This is a genomic window from Catenulispora rubra (genome assembly GCF_015356825.1).
GTDB lineage: Bacteria > Actinomycetota > Actinomycetes > Streptomycetales > Catenulisporaceae > Catenulispora > Catenulispora rubra.
Genome location: NZ_JAACYW010000511.1, coordinates 1 through 3,645, shown reverse-complemented (window position 1 = coordinate 3,645; position 3,645 = coordinate 1). Strand labels below are relative to the sequence as shown.

Here is a 3,645-nt window from a genome sequence, read left to right as displayed (position 1 = left end):
CACACTCAAAAGCAGCCAATCAGGACGCTGCCTGGACGACCCCGCATCCAACACCACCAACGGCACCCAACTGGAAATCTGGGACTGCAACAGCGGCACCAACCAGAAATGGACCCTGCCCTAGCACACCCGACGACTGAAACGTACTGATGCTGGGTGTGTCAGCGGTGGCCGTGGTTTAGACGGTGGCCACCGCGCCGCCCAGCCGCATCTGCAACACGGGACTCTCGGCGGGGCCGGTCTCGCCGAGTAGAGCGGGGATCGGGATCTGTATAAGCGGATAGGCGGACAGGGACCATTCATGAGACCTCGTATTGTGCGCGCGGCCCTAGCCGTCGTGGCGCTCTGCGTTCCGGCGTTGGCGTGGCCGATGACATCGGCCGCCACCGGGTCGGCCACCACGGCGTGGCAGGGCGGCGCCTTCCACGTCGACACACCCAACCTCGTCAGGGAAGCGAACATCGTTCTGGGAAGTCCCAACACTGCTGCGGCGCAGTCGATGCCGCTGGGCAACGGCACACTCGGGGCGGCGGTGTGGGCTGCGGGCGGCTTCACCGCCCAACTCAACCGCGCCGACACGCTTCCGGGCCGCAAGTCGCCGGGCCAGGTGCAGATTCCGGGGCTGTCGCAGATCACGAACGCCGCCGACTTCTCCGGCATCGTCGACCCATACGACGGGGTGCTGCGCGAATCCGGCGGCGGGATGACCGCGACCGTCTACGTCCGGGCCGACAAGGACGAACTCGTCGTCGACGTCACCGGCGCCAACCCGAACACAGCACAGACCGCCACGGTCAACCTGTGGTCCGGGCGCACTCCGACCGCAGCGGTATCCGGGCAGATCGCGACTCTGGCCGAGACCTGGGTCGACAACACCCCGACCACCGGATCGGGTCAGACGTTCGGCTCGCTGGCCGCGCTGACCGCCGGCGGACGCGGTGTCACAGCATCCGTAGTCGACCCCCAGACGGTCAAGGTCGCCTTCACCCCGAACGCCGACGGCAGCTTCCGCGTGGTCGTCGGCGCGCCGCACTGGGCCGGCGGCGACGCGGCCGGGACCGCCTCGGCGCTGCTGGGCACCGACGCCTCGGCAGCCTCCAGTTCCCTGCAGGCCGCGCACCTGTCCTGGTGGCACAACTACTGGGCGAACCTGGGCCTGGTGAAACTGTCCTCGGCCGACGGCGTCGCGAAGTACATGGAGAAGTTGCGGACCCTGTACTACTTCACCACCGCAGAGGAGTCCCGCGGCTCCCTGCCCGGTTCCCAGGCCGGTGTCGCGGACCTGTTCAACTACTCCCAGGACTCCCAGAACTGGTACCCGGCCGCGTTCTGGTTCTGGAACCTGCGCGGCCAGGTCGCCGCCAACATCGGCGCCGGCGCCTCTACGCTCAACAGCGGTCTGTTCAACCTGTACACCTCGAACCTGGCCGACATCCAGGCCTGGACCAAGGCGCAGCTGGGTGGCCGGGCCGGGATCTGCGTGCCCGAGACCATGCGCTTCAACGGCAACGGCTACCAGAACGACTCCAACCCGACCGGGGACGCCTCCTGCGACCAGAACAACCCGCCGGGCCCGACCTGGAACGGCTTGACCATCTCCACCGGCGCGGAGATCGGGCTCTGGGTCTGGCAGCAGTACCAGACCACCGGCGATCGGGCGTTCCTGGCCGCGAACTACCCGCTGTTGCAGCAGGAGTGCGTGTTCCTGCTGGCCTACGCGACCAAGGGTTCCGACGGGCTGCTGCACACCATCGCCAACGTCCACGAGAACCAGTGGAGCGTTGCCGACCCGGTCAACGTCATCGACGCGATGAAGTCCCTGTTCCCGGCCACCGTCGCCGCCGCTCAGACCCTCGGCACGGACGCGAGCCTGGTCTCGCGGTTGCAGACCGCGATCCCGCAGATCCCTGATTACCCGCGCACCGACTCCTCGACGCACCAGCAGAACCTGACGGCCACGGCCGACTCCTCGGGGACCGACGTGCTCGGGCAGTCCTCCCAGCCCACGGCGGCCGTGCACAACTCCGAGAACGACGACCTGGAAGCCGTCTGGCCCTACAGCCTCATCGGAGACCAGAGCGCGCTCACCGACCTGGCCAAGCGCACGTACACCCACCGGGTCAACACCACCGCCAACGACTGGAGCTTCGACGCGGTCCAGGCCGCCCGCCTCGGTCTGGGCTCCGAAGTCGGCTCCGACCTGGCCACGCTCACGCAGAAGTACCAGGCCCACATCGACGGCCTGGGTAACTTGTGGGGCAGCAGCACCGGATCGGAGCCCTACATCGAGCAGTCCGCGAACGTCGCCCTGGCCATCAACGAATCACTCGTCCAGGACTACGACGGCGTGCTGCGCATCGCCCCCGCCCTGCCGTCCGGCTGGGACGCCGACGGCACCCAGTACATCCACGGCGGATCCACCGTCTCCGTCCAGATCCACGGCGGCGTGATCGGCACCGTCGGCGTCAACGCCGGATCCACCGGCACCCTCACTGTCCGAAACCCCTGGCCCGGACAGAGCGTCGAGGTCGTCGACGGCGGCGACGAGGCCACCGTCATCGTCAAGCCGACGACCGCCGCACAGTTCAGCGTCCCGACGACGTCCGGGCACTCCTACCTGATCCAGCCGGTGGCCGCCCCGATCTCGGGCATGGGCTTCGCACAGCTGTCCGGCACTCCGGCCACTGCGGCCAGCCACCTGGGCAACGTCCAGATCGGCCTGGACGGCGGCGTCCACACCGGCCCGATCACCTCGGGCCTGGCCGGCAAGTGCGTCGATGACTGGGCGAACGCCGGCACCGACGGTACCAAAGTGGATCTGTACGACTGCAACGGCACCGGCGCCCAGCAGTGGACTGTCGCATCCGGCGGCTCCCTGCAGGTCCACGGACTGTGTTTGGACGTCACCAACGGGACAGCGGTTCGGAACACTCCAGTGGAGATCTGGACCTGCAGCGGCGGCGCGAACCAGAAGTGGACCCCACAAGCCGACGGGACTCTGCGCAGCGGCATGCAGTCAGCTTCATACCCGTCAGGGCTGTGTCTGGACGACCCCGGCGCCAACACCACCAACGGCACCCCGTTGATCGTCTGGGACTGCAGCGGCAGCCGGAACCAGCAATGGAAACTGCCGTAACACCCTGAAACTCCTGCTGGCAGGCGGCCGGCGGTGACTGAGAATCGCCGTCGGCTGCCACCGGCGAGAGCGCCATAGCCCGTCGCCACCTGACAAATCAGCACCCTCAACAAGAAGGCAGCACATGTCAGAGCTCCGAGACACGACCAGCCAAGGCATGACACGCAGGCACCTGCTCGCCGCTTCGGCCGCCACGGCGGTCATCGCGGCCGGGGATGTGGTCGTGGCACCGGTCGCGCACGCGGCCACCTACACTCCGCCTCTGGTTCGCCAGAGCTTCGACCTCAACAGCAGCTGGCGCTTCGTCCGCACCGACGTGAGCGGTGCGCAGGCGCCGACGTTCGACGACTCGTCCTGGACCGCCGTCGCGGTGCCGCACACGTGGAACGCGCTGGACGGCCAGGACGGCGGTAACGACTACTACCGCGGTATCGGCTGGTACCGCCGGCACTTCACTGCCCCGACCGCGCTGGCCGGCAAGAAGCTGTGGCTGCAGTTCGACGGCGCGA

2 protein-coding genes and 1 pseudogene are annotated in these 3,645 nt (G+C 68.1%); all 3 read left to right on the top strand.

The genetic code is table 11. The features are described from left to right. The coding region (locus GWK61_RS53235; protein WP_194904277.1) for an RICIN domain-containing protein at positions 1 to 124 on the top strand (124 nt) is incomplete at its 5' end. Positions 125 to 301: 177 nt separating this feature from the next. After that, a complete protein-coding gene (locus tag GWK61_RS53230; RefSeq protein WP_194921981.1) occupies positions 302 to 3,136 on the top strand; it encodes a ricin-type beta-trefoil lectin domain protein in 2,835 nt (944 codons plus the stop codon). Between the two features lie 124 nt (positions 3,137 to 3,260). Beyond that, positions 3,261 to 3,645, top strand: a pseudogene (locus tag GWK61_RS53225) (glycoside hydrolase family 2 protein); the annotation flags it as partial.

Coding starts and splice junctions, on each gene's coding strand:
- GWK61_RS53230 (WP_194921981.1), top strand. CDS start 302: ATGAGACCTCGTATTGTGCGCGCGGCCCTAGCCGTCGTGGCGCTCTGC.